Here is a 20,841-nt window from a genome sequence, read left to right on the forward strand (position 1 = left end):
ACTCGGGTACAAAAGGCTATGACGCGGCATATTGAACTCGTGTGCATCAAATCGGGAATTACACAACGCGGGCAACGATGATTCCGGTGGCCTCTCGCAGCGAAACAAGCGCGACGTCGTCTCCGTTATGCGGCATTGAAGAATCGTTGCGGGCCAGGCTTTTTGGGGTCTAGTTGAATGCCGGTGCCATCGGCGCTGTCGGCGCGGGCCGCATCAGCCTGCCCGGAATTTGCATTCCGGCGCTGTGGCGTAGCGCACATTGAACCTGTCGGACGGCGGTAACGTGACCCCCTACATGGAGGAGATAATCGGGGGTAATTCGGTTCGGCCAAGATCGAGGACGCTCACAGCCGAGGCGGTTCCGTCCGTCGCAGGAGTTTCAGTAAAGTTCCCACCCAATCGATACACGCAGGATGAGACCATCGGCGCGTTGACCGAGTTCGCGGGTCCGGAATTTCGGAAGTTCGCCCGCAGCAGCGGGGTCGAGTTCCGAAACATCGCCCTACCACTGTCGCGATACGGCGAGCTGAGCGGCTTCACCGAGGCCAACGATGCCTACATCGAAATCGCGCTCGACCTGGCCGAGGAGGCGATGCTCACCGCGCTTGACCAGGCCAATGTCAAGCCGTCGGAGGTCGACGCCATCTTTTCGACCACGGTGACCGGGTTAGCGGTCCCGTCGCTGGAGGCGCGGCTGGCCACACGACTCGGATTTCGGCAGGACGTCAAGCGGATTCCGCTGTTCGGCCTGGGTTGCGTCGCCGGCGCGGCCGGCATGGCCCGGGTGCACGACTACCTGCGCGCATTCCCCGCTGACGTGGCGGTGCTGCTGGCGGTCGAGCTTTGCTCGCTGACCGTGCAGCGCCAGGACCATTCGCTCCCAAATCTGGTGGCTTCCAGCCTGTTTGGCGATGGTGCCGGCGTCGTCGTCGCCGTGGGCGCCGACCGCGCTTCCAGATCGGGGGCCGGGCCCAAGCTGCTGGCCACCCGCAGCCGGACCTACCCGGACACCGAGGACGTGTTGGGCTGGAACATCGGCAGCAGCGGGTTCCAGATCGTGCTGTCCGTGGAGATTGCGACCATCGTCGAGAAGTACCTGGGCGACGACATCCGCGACTTCCTCGCCGACCACGGGCTGAGCACAGCCGACGTGTCGACGTGGCTGTTGCACGCCGCGGGTCCGAGGGTGATCGACGCGGTCCAAGACGTGTTGGAGTTGCCCCCGGATGCGTTCGCGCACACCAGAAACTCGTTGCGCAACAACGGAAACCTTTCGTCGGTTTCGGTGCTTGATATACTGCACGCCACCATGGCCGACCCACCGTCGCCGGGCTCCATCGGGCTGATGATCGCGATGGGACCGGGCTTTTCCGCCGAACTCGTCCTGCTGAGCTGGTAGGGCGCGATACAGCTATGTATTACTTGCTGATTCTCGCGGTGGGCGTCGAACGGCTCGCCGAGCTGGTGGTCGCCCAACGGAACGCGCGATGGTCTTTTGCCCAGGGCGGCAAGGAGTTTGGCCAGAACCACTATCCGGTGATGGTCGCGCTGCACACCGCGCTGCTGTTCGGTTGCCTCATCGAACCCTGGGCGCTGCACCGCCCGTTCATCCCCTGGCTGGGCTGGCCGATGGTGGTCGTGCTGGCGGCCAGCCAGGGGCTGCGCTGGTGGTGCATCCGGACGCTGGGCCGGCGGTGGAACACCCGGGTGATCGTGTTGCCCTACGCGCCGCTGGTGGTCCGGGGCCCCTACCGATGGCTGCACCACCCGAACTATGTCGCCGTGGTGGCCGAGGGGTTCGCGCTGCCGCTGGTCCACACCGCGTGGCTGACGGCGATCATCTTCACGCTGGCCAACGCGATGTTGCTCCGGGTGCGCCTGCGGGTGGAGAACTCCGCCTTGGGGTACGTATGAGCGGCTACGACTCCGACCTGCTGATCGTCGGCGGCGGCCCGGGCGGCCTCGCCACGGCGTTACACGCTCGCCGCCAAGGGCTTTCGGTGATCGTGGCCGAGCCCCGCGAGGGCCCGATCGACAAGGCGTGCGGCGAGGGGCTGATGCCCGGCGGTCTGGCCGAGCTGACGTCGCTCGGCGTGGATCCGGCAGGGATGCCGTTCCGCGGCATCGCCTACGTGAACGAACAACGCCGGGCGGAGGCGCGGTTCCGCAGCGGGCCGGGCAGGGGCGTGCGACGCACGACGCTGCACGCGGCACTGGCGGCGCGGGCCAAAGAGGAAGACACCGAGTGGATCCGGGCCCGCGTGACCAGCGTCCAGCAGGACGCGCACGGCGTGACCGCCGCGGGAGTGCGCGCTAAATGGTTGGTGGCGGCCGACGGGCTGCACTCGCCGGTGCGCCGCGCCGTCGGAATCCAGGCCAAGGCCGGAACGCCCCGGCGCCACGGCGTGCGGTGGCACTTCAAGGTGCCGGCGTGGTCGGAGTTCGTGGAGGTGCACTGGTCCCGCTGGGGTGAGGCCTACGTGACCCCGGTGGAGCCGGACCTGGTCGGCGTGGCGATCCTCTCCGGGGGGCGACCCGACCTGGCTTGGTTCCCCTGGCTGGCCCGCCACCTGCAGGGCGCCGAGCGCGGGCACCCCCGCGGCTGCGGCCCGCTGCGCCAGGTGGTCTCCCGCCGCGTCGCGGGCCGGGTGCTGCTGGTGGGAGACGCGGCCGGCTACGAGGACGCCCTGACCGGCGAGGGCATCAGCCTCGCGGTCAAGCAGGCGGCCGCGGCGGTCGACGCCATCGCCAACGACACCCCGTCGTCGTACGAGGCCGCATGGCACCGGGTCACCCGCAACTACCGGCTACTCACCCGGGCGCTGGTACTGGGCAGCGCGCCGCGCGTCGCCCGCCGCGCCATCGTCCCGGCGTGCACGCTGCTACCGGGCGTGTTCGACCGCGCGGTGAACACGCTGGCGCGCTAGCGCGCCTTCCAGACGGGCTCCCGCTTCTCGGCGAACGCCACGGGTCCTTCCTTGGCATCCTCGGATCGGATCAGGGTCTGCATCTCGCGCATGGTGCGCTCCCAACCGGGCTCGTCGCCGACGATGACGCCGTCGTCGACGCCGTAGGCGATGCGCTTGCTGGCCTGCACCGACAGCGGCGCGTTGGCGGTCACCCGCGCCGCCAGGGCCAGCGCGGCGTCCAGCACGGAACCCTCGCTGACCACCTGGTTGATCAGGCCCCATTCGAAGGCGTCGGACGCGGTGATCGGCTCGCCGGTCAACAGCAATTCCATGGCCACTTTGCGGGGCAGCTGGTCCATGATCCGGAAGACGCCGCCGGCGGCCGCGATCAGCCCGCGCTTGACCTCCGGCAGCCCGAACGTGGCGCGCTCGTCGGCGACCACCAGGTCGCTGGCCAACGCGAGTTCCGTGCCGCCGCCCAGTGCGGTGCCATTGACCGCGGCGATCGTCGGCTTGTCGATGAAGTGGTGCACGTAACCCGCGAAGCCCCACTCGCCGTGCTCGGGGTGATACAGGTTCTCCCGGCGCGAGATCGCCTTGAGGTCCGCGCCGGCGCAGAACGACTTGTCCCCGGCGCCGGTGATCACCACCGCCCGCACGTCGGGGTCGTGTTGCGCCTGCTCGAGCGCATCCCCGACGCCGATGCTGACGGCCGCGTTGACCGCGTTGCGGGCCTCGGGCCGGTTGATGGTTATCACCATCACGTTGCCGCGGTGCTCGACAAGGGCTCCCGGCTGGCCGTTGCCAGCTTCGGTCACAGCAGTTCCACGATCGTGGCGTTGGCCTGACCGCCGCCCTCGCACATCGTCTGCAGTCCGTAGCGAATTCCCTTGTCGCGCATGTGGTACAGCAGCGTGGTCATCAGCCGCGCCCCCGAGCCGCCGAGCGGGTGGCCGAGCGCGATCGCGCCGCCGTTGGGGTTGAGCTTCTTCTCGTCGGCCCCGATGTCCTTGAGCCACGCGAGCGGGACCGGCGCGAACGCCTCGTTGACCTCATAGGCCCCGATGTCGCTGATCGAGAGGCCGGATTTCTTCAGCGCCTTCTGGGTCGCCGGGATGGGCGCGGTCAGCATGATCACCGGGTCGGCGCCGGCCAGCACCGCGGTGTGCACCTTGGCGATCGGGGTGAGGCCCAGTTCCTTGGCCTTTTCGGCGGACATGAACAGGATCGCGGCCGAGCCGTCGGTGATCTGCGAGGAGTTGCCGGCGTGGATCACGCCGTCCTCCTTGAACGCGGGCTTCAGCGACGCCATCTTTTCCATCGGGGTGCCGCGGCGGATGCCCTCGTCCTTCAAGACGATGTTGCCGTCCTGGTCCTTGATGCCCACGATCTGGTCGTCGAACGCGCCGGAATCCTGTGCTGCGGCGGCCTTTTCGTGCGATCCCAGGGAGAACTCGTCGAGCGCGAGCCGGTCGAAGCCCCACTGCTCGGCGATCATCTCCGCGCCGATGCCCTGATTCGGCGTGCGGTGGTACCGGTCCTTGAAGGCCTGCGGGTACGGGTTGCCGCCGTTGGCCAGCGACGATCCCATCGGAGTGCGCGACATCGACTCGACACCGCCGGCGACGACGACGTCGTAGTGCCCGGCCACCACGCCCGCCGCGGCGAAATGGATGGACTGCTGGCTCGACCCGCATTGGCGGTCGACGGTCACGCCCGGGACGGTCTCGGGCCAGCCGGCCGCCAGCACCGCGGTGCGCGCGATGTCGATGGCCTGTTCGCCGGCCTGGCTGACGCAGCCCCAGATGACGTCGTCGACGAGCCCGGGGTCGATGCCGGCCTTTTCGACCAGCCCGTTGAGGACCTGCGCGGACAGGTCGGCCGAGTGCACGCCGGACAGCCCGCCGTTGCGCTTACCGAGCGGGGATCGAACGGCCTCGACGATGACGGCTTCAGCCATGGTGGTGTCTCCTTTGACTTGGGGTCTGCGTCGATTGTCAACCAAGGGGTTGGGAGGGAGTGGGGCGGGGTGGTTTTCCTAGCCCACCTAGCCGAAAAGACGAACGACCGAGTTCAAGATGAATTCGAGTAGCACCCCGAAGACGCATTGGAGTAGCCCACTACGCACGCCAAGACCGGATCGCGTTGGACACCATCTGTGAGTGGGTGGTCCTACGGGCAGAGCGACCTCCCGAATCCAGCCAGGAGAGCAATACCCAACCAGGTCCGAGGAGCGACCAATGACCACAGATCCGAAGTTTGGTGCAATTCCGTCACCACGGCATGCCCTGGCAGCCGCGACGCCTCACGTGGCGACGGCGCTGACACCGCCGAACAGCATCGTCGTGCCGTCGCAATTGTCCATCTGGGGCAACGACGTCCACGGCGACTGCGTCACCGCCGAAGAAGCCTTCGCCAAGTCGTGCAACAACCCCGAAATCTTCATCAGCGAAGCCGATGTCATCGCATGGGCCACCCGGCACGGGGTTCTTGAGGGCGCAACACTGGTCGAGGTGTTGGACTTCATGCAGTCCGACGGGTTCTCGGGCCCGTCCGCGACCTACGACGACGGAAAGTACGTCTCGGTCGACTGGAGCAACTCCGACACCTTGCAGAACGCGATTTCACAAGGCCCGGTGAAGATCGGCGTCGCCGGAGAGCAGCTGCTCAACACCTGGCGCGCCAACGACGGGAAGAGCGGTTGGTTTGCGACGAGCTACAACGTCGACAAGAACGAAAACCACTGCGTCAGCTTGTGCGGCTACGGCACGATGAGTTGGCTAGCCGAGCAGCTTCAAGTCTCGGTGCCCAGCGGGGTGGACGGCACGAAGGTCGGCTACGCGCTGTTCACCTGGGACTCGATCGGCATCATCGACGAACCGTCCATGAGGGCAATCACCTATGAGGCGTGGTTGCGCACCCCGACAACCGTCTCCGTCGCCCGTTGGCCGGATTGGCTGCAGCTCGACCACAATCCGGCGACGATAGCCATCGTGGCTGACGGCGCGGATCTCTACCAGTTGCACGACACCGGCAAGATCTTTCGCTACACCGGAACACCGATCACCGGCTGGGAAATGCTGGACCAGAATCCCGACACCAAGATGATCGCGGCCAGCGGCGGCAACCTCTACCAGCTGCACAACACCGGAAAGATCTTCCGCTACACCGGAACACCGATAACCGGCTGGCAACTGCTGGACCAAAACCCCGCCACCGTGTCAATCGTGGCCGACGGGTCCAACCTCTACCAGCTGCACGACACCGGAAAGATCTTCCGCTACACCGGAACACCGATAACGGGCTGGCAACTGCTGGACCAGAACACCGCGACGATGCAGATCGCCGCCAGTGGAGGCAACCTCTACCAGCTGCACAACACCGGAAAGATCTTCCGCTACACCGGAACACCGATCACCGGCTGGCAACTGCTGGACCAGAATCCCGCGTCCGTGTCGATCGTGGCCGACGCGGGCCGCCTGTATCAGTTGCACAACACGGGAAAGATCTGGCGCTACACCGGAACACCGATGACCGGCTGGCAGCAGCTGGATCAGAATCCGGCAGCCAAGCAGATCGCCGCCGCCTCGGGAAACCTGTTCCAGATTCACAACACCGGTGCGATATGGGCATATGTCGGGCCGCCTAACACCGGTTGGCAGCAGCTCGACGGCAACGCGGCTTCCGTCTCGATCGCCGCGTCGGGCACCAGCCTGTACCAGCTGCACAGCACCGGCATGATCTGGCGCTACACCGGTCCGCTGAATCCGGTTCTGTAGCAGGTACTCAAGGGAACGGCCCTCGGAGAGGATTCGAGGGCCGTTCCTTTCCGCGTACTCAGCTTCGCGGCCATCACCCGGCGGGGTAAGCCACCGACTTGATCTCGGTGTACTGGTCGAAGCCGGCGACGCCGTTCTGGCGGCCCACCCCGCTGTACTTGTAACCGCCGAACGGCGTGTCGGCGCCGTACGGCGCGCCGCCGTTGACGCCCATGAAGCCGGCCCGGATGCGGCGGGCCACCGCCAGCGAACGCTCGAGCGAGCCGGACATCACGTTGCCCGCCAGCCCGTACTTGCTGTCGTTGGCGATCCGGATCGCGTCCTCCTCGTCCTCATACGGGATGACCGCCAGCACGGGACCGAAGATCTCCTCCTGCGCGATGGTCATGGAGTTGTCGACGTCGGTGAAAAGTGTTGGCCTGACATAGAATCCCTTGTCGAAGCCAGTGGGCGCGTCCGGGCCGCCGACCAACGCGGTGGCGCCCTCCTCGACGCCCTTGCGGATGTAGCCCATCACGCGGTTGCGCTGCACCTCCGAAATCACCGGCCCGCACAGGGTTCCGGGATCCTGCGGGTCGCCGCACGTGACGTTCTCGTAGATGCTCTTGAGGATCGCGACGCCCTCGTCGTAGCGGGACCGCGGCAACAGCATCCGGGTGGGATTGGCGCAGCCCTGCCCGGCGTGCATGCACGGCGCGATGCCGATCGCGCAGGCCGCGCCGAAGTCGGCGTCCTCCAAGACGATCGTCGCCGACTTGCCGCCGAGCTCCAGGAACAGCCGCTTCATGGTGGCCGCACCCTTTTCCATGATCCGCTGGCCGACCACGGTGGAGCCGGTGAACGAGATCAGGTCGACCTTGGGTGACAGCGTGAGCTCCTCGCCCACAAAGTGATCCGACGCGGTGACCACGTTGACGACGCCGGCGGGAATGTCGGTCTTCTCGGCGATGAGCCGGCCCAGCCTGGTCGCGTTGAACGGCGTGTTGGGCGCCGGCTTGAGCACCACGGTGTTGCCGGTGCCCAGCGCCTGGCCGAGCTTGTTGAGGGTGACCTCGAAGGGGAAGTTCCACGGCACGATGGCGCCGACGACGCCCACCGGTTCCCGCCAGACCTTGCGGGTGGTCAGCGTGCCGGTCAGGCTGATCACCTTGTCGCCGAGGTCGGTTTCCCAGGCATACTCGTCGATCAGCCGGGCCGGGTACTTCAGTCCGTCTTCGAGTGGGGCGTCCAGCTGGGGGCCGAAGGTGATGGCCCGCGGCGAGCCGACCTCGAGGATGAGCTCCTCGCGCAGCTCCTCCTTCTCCGATTCGATCGCCTCATGCAGCTGCAACAGGCAGCGCTTGCGCAGCTCCCGGTTGGTCGACCAGTCCGTCTCGTCGAAGGCGCGCCGCGCGGCGTCGATGGCGCGGTGCATGTCTTCCTTCGACGCGTCCGCGACCTCACCGAGCGGCTCCTCGGTCGCGGGGTTGATGTTGGTGAAGGTGCCGGCCTGGCCCTCGACGAGCTTGCCGTCGATCATCATCTTCGGCTCGAAACGGACCTTTACAGCCTCAGTCATGTTTGTCACTCTCTTCTGAGTCGTTGAGGGGCTACAGAGAGCCTTACTGGAAAGTAGCCGATTGGCAATATCCAACCTTCGGGAGGGCTGGCTAGCAGGGGTCGAACAGCACCGGCAGCGACGTCGGCGACCGGAAAACCTGCCCGCGGATGTGGGGGTCGTCCGCGTCGGGGTCCAGCCGCAGGTTCGGCAGCCGGTCGAGCAGTAGGTTGACGGCGGTGCGCATCTCCAGCCGGGCCAGGTGCATGCCGAGGCACACGTGCACGCCGTGGCCCCAGCCGAGGTGACCCCGCGCCTGCCGGAAGATGTCGAACCTGTCGGGATCGGGATAACGGTCCTCTTGGCGGTTGGCGGCCCCCAGCATCGGCATCACGGTCGAGCCGGCCGGGATCGGCACCCCGCCGAGTTCGGTGTCGCGGGTGGTGACCCGGGTGATGGTCAGCAGGGGCGGCTCCCACCGCACGCTTTCCTCGACCGCCTGCGGCAGCAGGGACCGGTCCGCGCGGACGGCATCCAGCTGCGCCGGATCGGACAGCAGCGCGAACAGCATGCTGCCCAGGGCCCGGTACGTCGTCTCCACCCCGGCCGGCAGCAGCAGGCGCAGGAACGAGTAGATCTCCTCGTCCTCGAGCTTCTCGCCGTCGATTTCGGCCTGGGCCAGGGCGCTGATCAGGTCGTCGCGCGGTTCGGCACGGCGGGCCTGCAGTATCGGCGCGAAGTAATCGCACAGCGCGGCCGAGGCCGCAAGCCCGCGTTCCGGGTTCATCAGCCAACTCAGCAGCGAAATCGACCACCGCTGGAACTGCGGGTAATCCTTCTCCGGCAAGCCCAGCAGGCCCGCGATGATCCGGCTCGGATAGTCGAAAGTGAACTCCTTGACCAGATCCGCCTTGCCGTTCGGCGCGAAGTTGTCGATCAGGCCGTTCGCCACGCGGCCGACCAACTCGTCCTGCCAGCGCGCCAATGACTTCTGCGAGAAGGCCTTCGACACCAATGACCGCAGCCGGCCGTGGATCGGCTCGTCCATGCCGAGCATCACGCCTTTACCCAGCACCGGGCCGAACGCGGCGATGACGGCGGCCGAGGAGAACGTCTCGTTGTCGCGCAGCATCTGCTGGATGTCCTCGTGGCGATACACGATGAACATCGGCAGGCCTTCCTCGTGCGGAAGCGCTCCCGACGTCTCGAGCCGCTGCACCGGTTCCTCGCGGCGCAGGCGCGCCAACTCGGTGTACGGGTCACGCACGTCACCGGAGATCGCGTCGTCGAAGGCGCCGAAGTCCTCCAGGTCGTCAAAAAGCTGTTCCATTACTGGTCCCCTGTTCTTTGTCGTCTCGCGGCAAGGCGCTCCAGCACCGGCTGCGGAAGAACCCGCGCCGCCAACACGATCGCTCGCTGGGGCCAAGTCAACGGCCAGGCCCCGCCCCGCATCGCGCCCTGTCTGGGAAGGCCCAGCACGATCCGCGAAAGGTGGTGCATGCCGGAAGCCGGAAGGATCCTGTTGGCCGCCAACAGCATCGAGGAGTCGGCGCCCACACCGCGGCGGCGGAACGCACCCCGGTCGGCCAGCGCCTTGAGCAGTCCGTCGGCGAAGCGCTCGGGTGGCCGGGCGAAACTGATCGCGAACCGCCCGCGAGTGTTCATCGTGTTGTGCAGCCGGGCGTACGGGCCGCCGAAGTCGCGATTGTCGGTGGTGCCCGCGTCTGTGATGATCTCGGTGTCGTACATGCCGGCCACCAAAACGGTGACTCCGAGACCGAACGGAGCGATCTCGCCCGCCATCGACTCGCCCCACCGCTCCAACGCTCCCTTGGCCGCGGCGTACGGCGCGGTGCCCGGTTGACCCCGGACGCCGGCCGCGCTGGATACCAGGACGATGCGCCCCTCCCCCGCCGCCCGCATCGACGGCAGCAGCGCCTGGGTGAGCGCGACGGGACCCATGACGGTGGTCCCGAACATCCTCTGCCACAACGCCATATCGGTTTCCTCGACGACTCCCGCGGCAGAGATCCCGGCGTTGTGCACGAGCGCGTAGGGGGCGCCGACGGCTTCCTCGATCGCCTTGGCGGCCGCCGAGATCGACGCGGCGTCCAACAGGTCGAGCTGCACGCCGATCAGCCGGTCGTCGTCGGGCGACGCGCCGGTTTCGCTGCGCAGCAACGGCATTCCCTTGTCGGGGTTGCGCATGGCCGCGACCACGCGCCACCCTTCGCGGTACAGGCGCACGGCCGAGGCGAACCCCAGCCCGCGCGACGCGCCGGTGATGACGACCGTGCCCGGCTCAGCCATTCTTGCCCGGGGTCACGCAGGCGCCCTGACCGGGCGGCGGCGGCTGGACGACGGGCCGGCCGTCGGGTTCCCCGCTCGCCCAGGTCGACCAGATACCGACGGAGTACGGCCCCTGGGCGCCCGCCTTCTCGTAAAACCCTTGCGGGTCATACACTTTGGCTTCGGGATACGGCCACGGGCAGGCCACCGAGGTCGCGGCGTGGCTGACTTTGATGACCCAGAACCAGGCACCGTAGGCGAAGTAGGACACGTTGATGATGGCGAACATCACCAGGAACGTGCCGAGCACCGGGCGGCTCGGGAAGATCCTGGCCTTCGCGGCCAGCTTCTCGGCCACGGATTTCCCGGTGTCGTCGCGGTAGCAGAGGATCGCCGCGGGCACCATTACGAACGTCACCGAGAACGACTCCCAGATCAGCGGGAACTGGAAGGTCGTCCCGGTGAACACCGAGCCCCACGGAATCACCTGCGAGTAGATGTACATGCCCCAGTGGATGAGGGTGTTCTCCAAAAACGCATCCATGACAAAGCCGATCACCATGGTGACCAGTCCGAGGCAAACCAAGGGGTGTCGCGACACAAAAGCCTCGGGCCCGTATTTGGCCTGCAGCTTCCGCAGAATCCAGACCGCCGGGAAGTAGGGGCCGAAATAGAACATGACGTAGCCGAACACCACGAACGGCTCGACCGTTGGCGACAACGAGACGAGGGGCCACGACTCCGGCCAGTGAACGAGGTCGGGGTTGTACACCGCGAACGGCGACCAGTTCATGATCGGGTCCTGCCACACGATCAGCGTGGTGCACAGGAACATCAGCATCACCGGGCTGCCCGGATTGCGCCGCCAGCCCCTGATGAACACCAACAGCAGCACGATCAGCGCCACCACGGTGGCCCAGTCCAGGAATCCGATGTAGTCCAGCCCGAACGTGAATTTCACCGGACGCGGCCGACCTTGCACGTTTGGGTTGGCGACCCGCGGGTCGAGCGCGACGCGGGCGTTCGCGATGAAGAACAGCGCGAACGCCGCCAGCGCGGCGCCGGCGATCCAGCCGCCCCAGCCGCGCTTTTCGCGTCGCGGTGCGGCCGGCGGCTGCTCGTGCGCGACGGGTGGTGTGGATTGTTCCGTCGACATCAGCCGTCCTCTCCGAAGCGATCGACCAGGCGCGAGTTGGTGCCGTCGGCGTCCAGCGTCCGCGCCACCAGGTAACCGGCGCCCATCCACGCCCGCCGCGTCCACTTGCCGAACGACACCCGGGTGCCGGGCGCGCCCGAGGCTGCGGGCAACATCTTCACCCGCTCCAGCGCCTCCTTGACGCCGCGCGGGCTGAGCGGGTGGGCGTCGGAAAACGCGCGCACGAGGGTTTCGGCGACATCCCGGTTGACCACCAGCACGCAATATTCGGGGCGGCTGCCCTCGTACTTGGCGGCGTAGCGATCGAGGAAGTCCTGGCCGACCCGATTCGCCTCGTCGTACTGGTCGACCCCGATCCAACCCATGAACGCGTTCCACATGATCGGGTTCACCCACGCGTTCTGGAAAGCCGTGGTGGTGAAGCGCGGCGGGTCCCAATCGACGGCCTCGAGCGCCGGGTTGATGAACACGATCCCGAAGCCGAAGCCCAGGTGCACGATCGCTTCGGCCTTGGCGTCGTGCAGGGTCCGCACGGCGTCGTTGATGTCCTGCGCGGTCTGCGCAATCGCCGCCTCCGCGACGATGCGGATGCCCTTGCGCCGGCAGGCACTTCGTAGATTCTTCAGGTAGGTCTCGCCGATCAGGTTCTGCTCCACGAGCACCCCGATCTCGGCGAGCCCGCGTTTGGCGACGAGGTCCGCGATGAAGATCGGCTCGTCGGTCAACGAACCCTGCGGGAAGGAGAAGGTCCATTCGCCCAGCCAGTCATCGGTGCCGGTGACGCTGATCGCGGGCACCTTGAACCGCTCCTCGATCGCTTCGCGGGTGGGTACGCAGTTGTCGGTGATGTGCGGGCCGAACACCACCAGGCAGCCCTCGTCGACGAGCTCGCCGAAGGCGTCGATCACCGCCTTGACCGATCCCTTCGGCAACCCCTCCACCTCGCGGTAGATCATTTGCACCGGGCGATCGATCAGCCCCTGTTCCCGGGCTTCTTCGAAGACGAGGTCGAAGCACCGCGTGAAACTCGCCAACAGTTCCTCGGGGAATCCCGGTGGCAGCCTGAAGTCCATCAGGTAGCCGACCTTGATCGGTTCTGCGGTGCTTTCGTAGGACATCTGACCTCCCGGGTGGCATACCTACGCGCCCGAACTCATAAACCTAATATTTGTTCTGACCCTAGCGGTGGCCCTGTGCAGCGTCAATCGTGGGGCCCGCCGGCCGCACCCAAATAGATGTCGATCATCTCGCCCAGTCCCTGCCCCACCGCGACGTCGTCGGTGAGCGGGCCGGCGATCGCGGCGCGGGCCGCCTCGCGCATCGTCAGACCCTCCGCCACCAGCCGGGCCGCCGCGATCAGCACGCGCGTCGAGGCGACCTCGCGCAGGCCGCCGGTTTCCAGCCGGCGGATCGCCTGCCCCAAACGCACCAGCTCGGCGGCGGTGGCGACGTCCACTGCGGCCTCGTGCGCAATGATCGCCTCCTCGACATCGGCTGCCGGAAAGCCGAATTCGATGGCGACCATCCGCTGACGCGTCGAATCCTTGAGGTCCTTGAGCACGCTTTGATAGCCCGGGTTGTAGGACACCACCAGTCCGAATCCGGGTGCCGCGTCCAACGTGACTCCGAGACGCTCGATGGGCAGCTGGCGGCGGTGATCGGCGAGCGGATGCAGCACCACGGTGGTGTCCTGCCTGGCTTCCACCACCTCGTCGAGATAACAGATCGCCCCCTCGCGCACCGCGCGCGTCAGCGGTCCGTCCACCCAGACCGTCTCGTCGCCCTGCAACAGGTACCGGCCGACGAGGTCCGCGGTGGTGAGGTCGTCATGACAGGCGACCGTGATCAGCGGCCGGCCGAGGTCGTAGGCCATCGCCTCGACGAACCGCGTCTTGCCGCAACCCGTCGGCCCCTTCAGGAGAAGAGACAGCCCCTGGCGATACGCCGCCTTGAAGACGGCCTCCTCGCCGCCGATCGCCTTGTAGTAGGGCCGTACCGTCTCCGCCTCGGGGGTCGCGCCATTCCGGTAACCAAGCCCGGGCTCGTTGGCCATAGCTTCCCTTCCCCAAGTTGGTTGGAGCCTAACCGGAACAGATGTTTGTTTCAACGACCCGGCGGCGGACCTCGGCCGAGCGCAGCGCGGACCGGAACAGCGGCCCGATGACGCCGGAGAGTTGCTCCGGGCGTGCGATCGTCGCGTGCGCGGCGCTGCCGAAGACCCTGCGCAGCGACCGCACGTCCGTTCCCGCGCCGATCGTCAGGCACACGCAGCCGGTGCCCCGGCGGCGGGCTTCGGTCAAGGCGCGATGCGCGTCCGCGGCGCCGTAGGGGCGCTCGTATCCATGGTCGTACGCGAGCCCGTCGGACAGCACCACCAGCAGCCGCCGCGACGTACCGCCGCGCGCCTCGAGGACCGCCGAGCCGTGGCGGATGGCCGCGCCGAGGCGGGAGAAGGCGCCGGGTTCCAGGCTGTTCAGCCGCCGCATGACCACGGAATCGAGGTGGTCGTCGAATCGTTTGACGGGCACCATGCTCACCGCGCGCCGGCCCTGCGAGTAGTAGGCGTACAGCGCGACGCGGTCGCCCAGGTCGTGCAGCGCGACGGCGAGGTTGGCGACGGCCGCCCGCTGTTGCTCGTGCACCGTCCGCCCGGCCGTTCCGGGCTCCGCCGCCGAACCCGAAACGTCGAGCAGGAGCAACACCGACAGGTCGCGCCGGCGGCGCAGGCTGTCGAGATAGACCGCCTCGTCGGGCACCGACCCGGCCAGTACCTCAACGCGGGCCTCCACCGCCGCGTCGATATCGATGTCGTCGCCCTGCGACTGGCGGTGGCGGCGGTGCAATCCCATCCCCAGGCGGGACAGGGGGCGCCGCACGCCGATCGCGGCTTCGATGGCTTGGGTCGCCTGTGCCTTGATCGTCGGCTCGACCTCACGCACCGTGCACCACGCGGGACGGTAGCTCTTGCGCGCGAAGTCCCATTCGGGATACGTCAAGCCGTCCCCGGGCGTCGGGGCGCGGTCGTCGGTGCTGTCATCGGGCGACGTGGACGCCAGCGAGGCGACCGCGTGCGGCCCGCGTTTCGCCGAATTCGTCCGGTGCGTCGGGGTATCCGCGCCGGGCGGTCCGCCGCCGCTGCCGGTCTTGCGCGCGGACGACAGCATCTTCTTCAACCACTTTCCGATGAAGCCGCCCCCGCCGATGGGGCTGGTGAACACGTCCGGGTCGTCGGAATCGTCGGTCTGCGCGTCGTCCAGTTCGGCGAGTTGCCGCGCCCGGCCCCGCGGCACGTGCGGTGGGTTCGCCTCCTCTTGTGTGGCCGCCCGGGATGACAAGGCCAGCACCTTGCCCGGGCGGATCACGCCGAACTCGGGCGGTGGATCGGCGATTGCTTCTCGTCCCCTGGCGATCGTCAGCGACGCGGCGGGCGAGTCGGCGCGGCTCGCGATCTCGCGGTTGCCCAGCGCCGCCAGGCCGCCCGGCAGCAACGCGCTGTTGGCCGCCAGCGCGCGATGGCCCTCGACGGCCAAATAGCGCCTGGCCAGCCGGGGACGCCGAACCAGCGCGCGCACCGCGTCGGGCTCGAGGCTGCCGGCCGAGATCATCGAGGCCTGAACGGCGATCGCCCCGAGGGTCCCGGCCGCGCCGACGTGGATCGTCTGGCCGTCGGTCCACGAGGCTTCACCCGGCTGCAGTTCCATGACCGCGACGGGGCGGCCCGCGAGTGCGGATGCGAACATGCCGAGGGCCCGCGATCGGTCGCCACGCGCGTCGTTTGTCATCGGCCCCCGCATCGGTGCAGCTTGTTGACCAAATATCTGTTCCAGCGTAGGGTCCGGTTCCGCCCGCGGTCAATCACGGCGGGCGGTCGGTCGTACTTATCAAGGAGCGCACCATGATTGACTTCACCGACCGGGTGGCGGTGGTCACCGGCGCCGGGCGCGGGCTCGGCCGGTTGTACGCGCTCGACCTGGCGCGCCGCGGCGCCGCGGTGGTGGTCAACGACCTCGGTGGCTCGATGGGTGGGGACGGGGCCGACGCGCGGGTCGCCGACGAGGTGGTCGACGAGATCACCGAGGCGGGCGGCAGCGCCATCGCCTCTTACGACTCGGTCGACAGTCCCACGGGCGGGCAGGCGATCATCGACGCCGCCGTGGGCGCCTTCGGGCGGCTCGACGCGGTCGTCAGCAACGCGGGAATCTTCGGGACCGTGCCCTTTGAAGACATTTCCCCCGGGGAGTGGACGCGCATGCTGCGCGTGCACCTCGACGGCGGCTTCTACCTGTCCCAGCCTGCGTATCGGGTGATGAAGAACAACGGGGGCGGACGATTCGTGTTCATCTCCTCCTCCGCCGGAATCTTCGGCCAGCCGATGGAGGCCCATTACGCCGCGGCGAAGGCCGGCCTGGTCGGGTTGACCAACGTCATCGCCATCGAGGGCGAAGCGCACGGAATCTTCGCCAACTCCGTTATGCCGACCGGCTTCTCGCGCATGGTCACCGAGACGGTGGGCGACGAGAAGTTCCTCGCCGAATCCGGCTTCATGCGGGCCATCCGGCCCGAACTCGTCGTGCCACTGGTGACCTTCCTCGCCAGCACCGCCTGCACGTTCACCCACCGCAACTATTCGGCCGCGGCCGGGCGCTACGCGCGGGTATTCGTCGGCCTCAGCGAGGGCTGGCTGGCGGACGCCGAGAGCCGACCGACCGCCGAAGACATCGAGGCACACCTCGAGCAGATGTCGTCCACGGAGAGGTTCATCGTGCCCACGTCGATCGTCGACGAGGTGCTGGAAGTGTGTGAGCGGCGTGGCATCAGCGCGATGCCCGACGACGCCGACGTCGCATTCCCCGAACCTCGCGGGGGCTGAGTGCATAGTTGACCTAATATCTGCTCCAACGTAGTGTCCGGAAAAATGGACTTCTCCTACCCCGCCGAAGTGGAACAGTTCCGCACCGAGCTGCGGGACTGGCTGTCGGCGAACCTGACCGACGAGCTGGCGGCGGCCCGCCGCCCGGCCGGGCGCGACGACGCGGGGATCGAGTTATTGCGGGGCTGGAGCGCGACGATGGCCGACGCCGGGTGGGCCGCCGTGTCCTGGCCACGCGAATACGGTGGCCGCGGTGCGACCGTCCTCGAGCAGCTCGTCTACACCGAGGAGACCACCCGCGCGCGGGCGCCCATGCCGCTCAACGTCATTGGGATGAACAACATCGCCCCCGCGATCATGCAGTACGGCACCGAAGAGCAGAAGAAGACGCTGCTCCCCCGCATGATGCGCGCCGACGACATCTGGTGCCAGGGAATGTCGGAGCCCGAGGCCGGAAGCGATCTCGCCGCGCTGCGCACGCGGGCCGTGCGGGACGGGGACGAATTCGTGATCAACGGCCAGAAGATCTGGACCTCGCTCGGGCATCGCGCGGACTGGTGTCAGCTCTACGTGCGCACCGATCCCGACGCGCCGAAGCACCAGGGGATCTCCTGCCTCATCGTCGATATGGCGCTGCCCGGCATCGAGGTCCGCCCCCTCGTAACACTCAACGGCGACACCGATTTCGCCGAGGTGTTCTTTCGCGACGTCCGGGTGCCGGCCGATGCGCTGCTCGGGCCGCTGAACGCCGGCTGGCAGGTGGCCACCACCACGCTGAGCCACGAACGCGCCGGGGCGGCGCGGCTGTACGCCGAGATGCAGGTGCGGCTGGAAGAGCTGGTCGACGACTTCGCCGCGCAAGGCGACGCGCTCGAAGACCCGCTGATACTGCGGCGCCTCGGCGAAATCGCCGTCCGCATCAAGTATCTCGAGGTGCTCTGTCAGCGGTCGATCTCCGCGACGCTGCACGGCGGCGACCCCTTCGCATCGGCCAGCCTGGCCAAGACCGTGTGGGGGGAGATCGGCCAGGACATGGCCGCGCTGGCTTTCGACGTGCTCGGCAGCCACGGCGCCAGCGCCCCGTGGGCGAACTACCGCCTCTCGTCGCGCTCGCTGACCATCGCGGGCGGGACGACGCAGATCAACAAGAACATCACCGCGCAGCGCGTGCTGGGATTGCCCCGCCGATGAACCTCGAACTCACCGACGAGCAGGTCGCGCTGCGCGACACCACGCGGCGCTTTCTCGCCGAGAAGGCACCGATTTCGGGGCACGTGCGGGCGCTGCTCGACGATCCCACCGGCGTCGACGCGGCGGTCTGGCGCGGCCTGGCCGACCTGGGGGTGACCGGGCTGCTGGTGCCGGAGGAACACGGCGGGGCCGGGATGACCATGGTCGAGGCCGGCGTGGTCGCCGAGGAGCTCGGCGCGGCCCTGCACCCGGGGCCGTGGTTGTCGAGCGCGGTGGCGGCGGCGCGCGCGCTGACGCGGATCGCCGGCAATGGCAGTGGTGCAACGATTTTGGCCGGCATCGCCGACGGCAGCACCGTCGCAACCGTCGGCTTTCCGTTCGAGGGCGCCCCCGTCGAGGCGGCCGGGCAGGTCCTGCGGGGCGAGATCCCCGCGGTGCCCGACGCCGCGGCGGCCGACACCTTGCTGGTGCTCGCCGAGGACCCGGCGGGCATCGGCCTTTACGCGCTGAAGACCGGCTCGCCCGGGATTTCCATAACACCGGAGCGCGGTATCGATCAGACCCGCAAGTGTTTTCGCGTCGAGCTGGACGGGGCGTCCGCGCACCGGCTGGCCGCGGCCGCGCCGAACGACGTTGCGGCCGTGATCGACGACGTCCTCATCGCCACCGCCGCCGACGCGCTGGGCGCCGCGCGGGCGGTCATGCAGCTGGCGATCGAATACGCCAAGGTGAGAAAGCAATTCGGTCAGGTCATCGGCTCGTTCCAGGCGGTCCAACACCTGTGCGTCGACATGTACGAGACCGTCGAGCTGGGCCGCAGCGGTGTGATCCACGCGCTGTGGGCCGCCGACCACGCCGGCGCCGAGGAACGCCATCTCGCCGCGCTGCGGGCGAAGGCTTTCGCCGGGCGGCTGGCGACCGTGGGCGACACCGCCATCCAGGTGTTCGGCGGCATCGGCTACACCTGGGAGCACGACGCCCATCTCTACCTCAAGCGCCTGCTGAGCTGGAGCGAGCTTCTCGGTAGGCCCGACCGCTACCTCACCGAAATCGGTGCGCGCCTTGCCAAACGGGGTCCCTGATGGACATCGAATACCTGCTGACCGCGACCCGGTCGGCCCGCAATTCGCTCGACCTCGGCGCGCCGGTCGACATGGAGGACATTCGCGACTGCCTGCGCATCGGCATGCAGGCCGCCAACGGCTCGAACCAGCAGACCTGGCGATGGCTCGTGGTGACCGACCCGGCGCTGCGCGACAAGATCGCCGAGCTGTACCGCGAGTCGTATCTGCTTCGCGTCGGCGGGCAGCTGCTGGCCGATTTGCTTCCCGCGGGCACGCCGGAAAGTCGCATCATGTCGTCGACGGAATGGCTGGTCGAGAACATGGCGCGGGTGCCCGTGCTGGTGATCCCGTGCTACGAGCCTTACTTGCCCCGCGTCGACGGCGACGAATCGTTCCACCGGGCCACGCTGTACGGCTCGATCTTCCCGGCCGTGTGGAACTTTCAGCTCGCCCTGCACACCCGCGGCTACGGCACCTGCATCACGACGCTGCACCTGCACCGCGAGGGGGAGATCGGCCGCTTGCTCGGCATTCCCCCGACCTACGCGCAGGGCTGCCTGCTGCCGGTGGGCCGCCTGCGCGCCGGGCACACCTTCCGGCCGGCTCGTCGCCGGCCCGTCGACGAGGTGGTTGCGCGCGATGCCTGGGACGGTCCGGCGCTCTAGAATGGGGGCTTCGGCCCGGTCTGATAGCCTTTACCAAAGATTTGGTTCGGCCGGGAGGACGGATGCCTAGCAAAGCCCGGCCGTCGATCGCCGCCCGGGTAGACAACGCGGACGACTCCGGCACCCGTCGCACCGAGATCCTGCAGACCGCGGCGTCGTTGATCGCGTCCTCGGGATTGCGGACGTCGCTGCAGGAGATCGCGGACGCCGCCGGCATCCTCCCCGGCAGCCTGTACCACCACTTCGAGTCCAAAGAGGCGATCCTGGTCGAGCTGACCCGCCGCTATCAGGAGGACCTGACGCGCATCGGACAGGCCGCCCAAGCCCGGCTGGACGAACCCGACCCGCGACCGGCTTCGGAGCAGATCGTCGAGCTGGGATCGGCGATCGCGAATTGCGCGGTGCGACACGGGGCCGCGCTGCAGATGTCGTTCTACGAGGGCCCTGGCGACGACCCCGAGCTGATGAAGCTGACGCAGCAGGCACCCACCGCGGTCCAGGAGGCGATGCTGCAGACGCTGCGCGCCGGCAGGTGGAGCGGCTACATCAAGCCCGACATCGACCTGCCCACGTTGGCCGACCGCATCTGCCAGACCATGCTGCACGTCGGGCTCGACGTCATGCGCCACAATTCCCCGGCCAACCAGGTTGCCGGCCTGTTGTGCCGAATCATCTTGGCGGGACTGGCGGCCCGGCAACCCACCGACGCGGCGTTAAATCGATCCAAAGCCTTCGCGGCGGCAAACGCCGTCATCGACACGTGGGCCGACGACGGCGACGCGGATCCCGACGACAAGGCGGCCCACGTCCTCGCGGTGGCGCGAACGGAGTTCGGCCGCAAGGGATATGAGGTCACCACCATCCGGGACATCGCATCCGCGGCCGGGCTGGGCACCGGGACCGTTTATCGGGTGATCGGGTCCAAGGACGAACTCCTCGCGTCGATCATGGAGTCCTTCGGCAGGAAGGTGGAGGCCGGTTGGGTGAGCGTCTTGCAATCCGACGCCACGGCGGTCGAGAAGCTGGACGCGCTCAGCTGGGTCAACGTCAACGCGCTCGATCGGTTCTCCGACGAGTTCAGGATCCAGCTCGCGTGGATGCGCCAATCGCCGCCCAACACGCCGAACCCGGGCTGGCTGTATGCCACGCGGCTACGGCAGATGAAATCGCTGCTGTCCGAGGGCATCCGGTCGGGGCAGATCCGCATCGACGCCCCGTCCACGGCGATGCTGGCACGATGCGTCATCGGCCTGCAGTGGATACCGGAGAACATCCTTCGCGCCGTCGGCAAACGAGCCGCGCTGGTGCACGCCCGCGACACGGTGCTGCGTGGCGTCGCGGTCCGCGGCAAGTAGGTATTGAAACCAAATAACTGTTACCC

General features: G+C 67.8%; 18 protein-coding genes. 9 read left to right on the forward strand and 9 right to left on the reverse strand.

The window, feature by feature from the left end:
- The first annotated feature begins 295 nt into the window (after nucleotides 1-295).
- Genes AWB92_RS24420 through AWB92_RS24430 form a run of 3 tightly spaced genes read left to right on the forward strand, consistent with a single transcriptional unit; the run spans nucleotide 296 to nucleotide 2,927 of the window.
- The gene (locus tag AWB92_RS24420) at nucleotides 296-1,399 is read left to right on the forward strand and encodes a 3-oxoacyl-[acyl-carrier-protein] synthase III C-terminal domain-containing protein (RefSeq protein WP_085190238.1); all 1,104 of its coding nucleotides are present in this window, start codon (nucleotides 296-298) and stop codon (nucleotides 1,397-1,399) included.
- Nucleotides 1,400-1,413: 14 nt separating this feature from the next.
- Nucleotides 1,414-1,914 carry an isoprenylcysteine carboxyl methyltransferase family protein gene (locus AWB92_RS24425; protein ID WP_085190240.1) on the forward strand — a complete coding sequence of 167 codons (501 nt, stop codon included), beginning with the start codon at nucleotides 1,414-1,416 and terminating at the stop codon, nucleotides 1,912-1,914.
- Nucleotides 1,911-2,927 carry an NAD(P)/FAD-dependent oxidoreductase gene (locus AWB92_RS24430; protein WP_085190242.1) on the forward strand — a complete coding sequence of 339 codons (1,017 nt, stop codon included), beginning with the start codon at nucleotides 1,911-1,913 and terminating at the stop codon, nucleotides 2,925-2,927. Before AWB92_RS24425 ends, AWB92_RS24430 begins: the two co-directional genes overlap by 4 nt.
- Here AWB92_RS24430 and AWB92_RS24435 read toward each other — a convergent pair.
- Nucleotides 2,924-3,727, reverse strand: a complete 804-nt coding sequence (locus AWB92_RS24435; protein WP_085190244.1) for a crotonase/enoyl-CoA hydratase family protein — start codon at nucleotides 3,725-3,727, stop codon at nucleotides 2,924-2,926. The genes AWB92_RS24430 and AWB92_RS24435 overlap by 4 nt on opposite strands.
- Nucleotides 3,724-4,869 carry a thiolase family protein gene (locus AWB92_RS24440; protein ID WP_085190246.1) on the reverse strand — a complete coding sequence of 382 codons (1,146 nt, stop codon included), beginning with the start codon at nucleotides 4,867-4,869 and terminating at the stop codon, nucleotides 3,724-3,726. The genes AWB92_RS24435 and AWB92_RS24440 overlap by 4 nt, the downstream gene beginning before the upstream one ends.
- Nucleotides 4,870-5,149: 280 nt before the next feature.
- On the opposite strand from AWB92_RS24440, the gene AWB92_RS24445 reads away from it, so the two are divergent.
- Nucleotides 5,150-6,688, forward strand: a complete 1,539-nt coding sequence (locus tag AWB92_RS24445) for a tectonin domain-containing protein (protein WP_142282294.1) — start codon at nucleotides 5,150-5,152, stop codon at nucleotides 6,686-6,688.
- Nucleotides 6,689-6,761: 73 nt separating this feature from the next.
- Here the strand turns inward: AWB92_RS24445 and AWB92_RS24450 are convergent, their stop codons facing one another.
- From AWB92_RS24450 to AWB92_RS24480, 7 genes are all read right to left on the reverse strand, one after another.
- Nucleotides 6,762-8,246, reverse strand: coding sequence for an aldehyde dehydrogenase family protein (locus AWB92_RS24450; protein WP_085190250.1), 1,485 nt, complete (start codon nucleotides 8,244-8,246; stop codon nucleotides 6,762-6,764).
- A 91-nt stretch (nucleotides 8,247-8,337) separates the two neighbouring features.
- Nucleotides 8,338-9,555: a cytochrome P450 gene (locus AWB92_RS24455; RefSeq protein WP_085190252.1), complete on the reverse strand. Its 1,218-nt coding sequence runs from the start codon at nucleotides 9,553-9,555 to the stop codon at nucleotides 8,338-8,340.
- Nucleotides 9,555-10,535: an SDR family NAD(P)-dependent oxidoreductase gene (locus AWB92_RS24460; protein WP_085190255.1), complete on the reverse strand. Its 981-nt coding sequence runs from the start codon at nucleotides 10,533-10,535 to the stop codon at nucleotides 9,555-9,557. The genes AWB92_RS24455 and AWB92_RS24460 overlap by 1 nt, the downstream gene beginning before the upstream one ends.
- On the reverse strand, nucleotides 10,528-11,670 hold the full coding sequence (locus AWB92_RS24465) for a spirocyclase AveC family protein (protein WP_085190257.1): 1,143 nt from the start codon (nucleotides 11,668-11,670) through the stop codon (nucleotides 10,528-10,530). Before AWB92_RS24465 ends, AWB92_RS24460 begins: the two co-directional genes overlap by 8 nt.
- Nucleotides 11,670-12,788, reverse strand: a complete 1,119-nt coding sequence (locus AWB92_RS24470; RefSeq protein ID WP_085190259.1) for an ABC transporter substrate-binding protein — start codon at nucleotides 12,786-12,788, stop codon at nucleotides 11,670-11,672. Before AWB92_RS24470 ends, AWB92_RS24465 begins: the two co-directional genes overlap by 1 nt.
- Before the next feature lie 83 nt (nucleotides 12,789-12,871).
- On the reverse strand, nucleotides 12,872-13,723 hold the full coding sequence (locus AWB92_RS24475; protein ID WP_085190261.1) for a CbbQ/NirQ/NorQ/GpvN family protein: 852 nt from the start codon (nucleotides 13,721-13,723) through the stop codon (nucleotides 12,872-12,874).
- Between the two features lie 28 nt (nucleotides 13,724-13,751).
- A complete protein-coding gene (locus AWB92_RS24480) occupies nucleotides 13,752-15,452 on the reverse strand; it encodes a VWA domain-containing protein (protein ID WP_085190263.1) in 1,701 nt (566 codons plus the stop codon).
- 113 nt (nucleotides 15,453-15,565) lie between these two features.
- On the opposite strand from AWB92_RS24480, the gene AWB92_RS24485 reads away from it, so the two are divergent.
- The 5 genes from AWB92_RS24485 to AWB92_RS24505 all read left to right on the forward strand — a co-directional run bounded on the left by AWB92_RS24485 (nucleotide 15,566) and on the right by AWB92_RS24505 (nucleotide 20,815).
- A complete protein-coding gene (locus AWB92_RS24485) occupies nucleotides 15,566-16,540 on the forward strand; it encodes an SDR family NAD(P)-dependent oxidoreductase (protein ID WP_085190265.1) in 975 nt (324 codons plus the stop codon).
- A 45-nt stretch (nucleotides 16,541-16,585) separates the two neighbouring features.
- Complete coding sequence (locus tag AWB92_RS24490) at nucleotides 16,586-17,731, forward strand: acyl-CoA dehydrogenase family protein (RefSeq protein ID WP_085190267.1); 1,146 nt, start codon at nucleotides 16,586-16,588, stop codon at nucleotides 17,729-17,731.
- Nucleotides 17,728-18,813, forward strand: a complete 1,086-nt coding sequence (locus AWB92_RS24495; protein ID WP_085190269.1) for an acyl-CoA dehydrogenase family protein — start codon at nucleotides 17,728-17,730, stop codon at nucleotides 18,811-18,813. The genes AWB92_RS24490 and AWB92_RS24495 overlap by 4 nt, the downstream gene beginning before the upstream one ends.
- Nucleotides 18,813-19,460: a nitroreductase family protein gene (locus AWB92_RS24500; RefSeq protein WP_085190271.1), complete on the forward strand. Its 648-nt coding sequence runs from the start codon at nucleotides 18,813-18,815 to the stop codon at nucleotides 19,458-19,460. Before AWB92_RS24495 ends, AWB92_RS24500 begins: the two co-directional genes overlap by 1 nt.
- A 62-nt stretch (nucleotides 19,461-19,522) precedes the next feature.
- A complete protein-coding gene (locus AWB92_RS24505; protein WP_085190273.1) occupies nucleotides 19,523-20,815 on the forward strand; it encodes a TetR/AcrR family transcriptional regulator in 1,293 nt (430 codons plus the stop codon).
- The last annotated feature ends 26 nt before the right edge of the window (nucleotides 20,816-20,841 follow it).

Source organism: Mycobacterium sp. IEC1808 (genome assembly GCF_002101935.1).
In the GTDB taxonomy this organism is placed as follows: Bacteria; Actinomycetota; Actinomycetes; order Mycobacteriales; family Mycobacteriaceae; genus Mycobacterium.